The following is a 232-nucleotide window of genomic DNA, read 5'->3' as shown; positions in this document are numbered from 1 at the left end:
TGGTGTTCCTGGGCCCGGAAGAGAGCATGAAGATCCAGAAGGTGCTCGATTCGGACATCGAGATGATCTTCGACGAGTGCACCCCGTACCCGGCCACCGAGCCGGTGGCGCGCACCTCGATGGAGCTGAGCCTGCGCAGGGCCCAGCGCACCCGCAACCCGCACCACGAACTGGGCCAAGACGGGGCGCTGTTCGGCAGCGTCCAGGGCGGGGTACACCACGACCTGACCAG

1 protein-coding gene is annotated in these 232 nt (G+C 66.8%); it reads left to right on the top strand.

The features are described 5' to 3' along the window. The coding region (locus tag ACQG3P_RS24635; protein WP_426806514.1) for a tRNA-guanine transglycosylase at positions 1–232 on the top strand (232 nt) is incomplete at both ends.

The organism is Stenotrophomonas sp. SrG (genome assembly GCF_050031795.1).
GTDB classification, from domain to species: Bacteria; Pseudomonadota; Gammaproteobacteria; order Xanthomonadales; family Xanthomonadaceae; genus Stenotrophomonas; species Stenotrophomonas rhizophila_A.
Note: the sequence above shows the minus strand (reverse complement) of the source record. Positions and strands in the feature narration are given on the sequence as shown.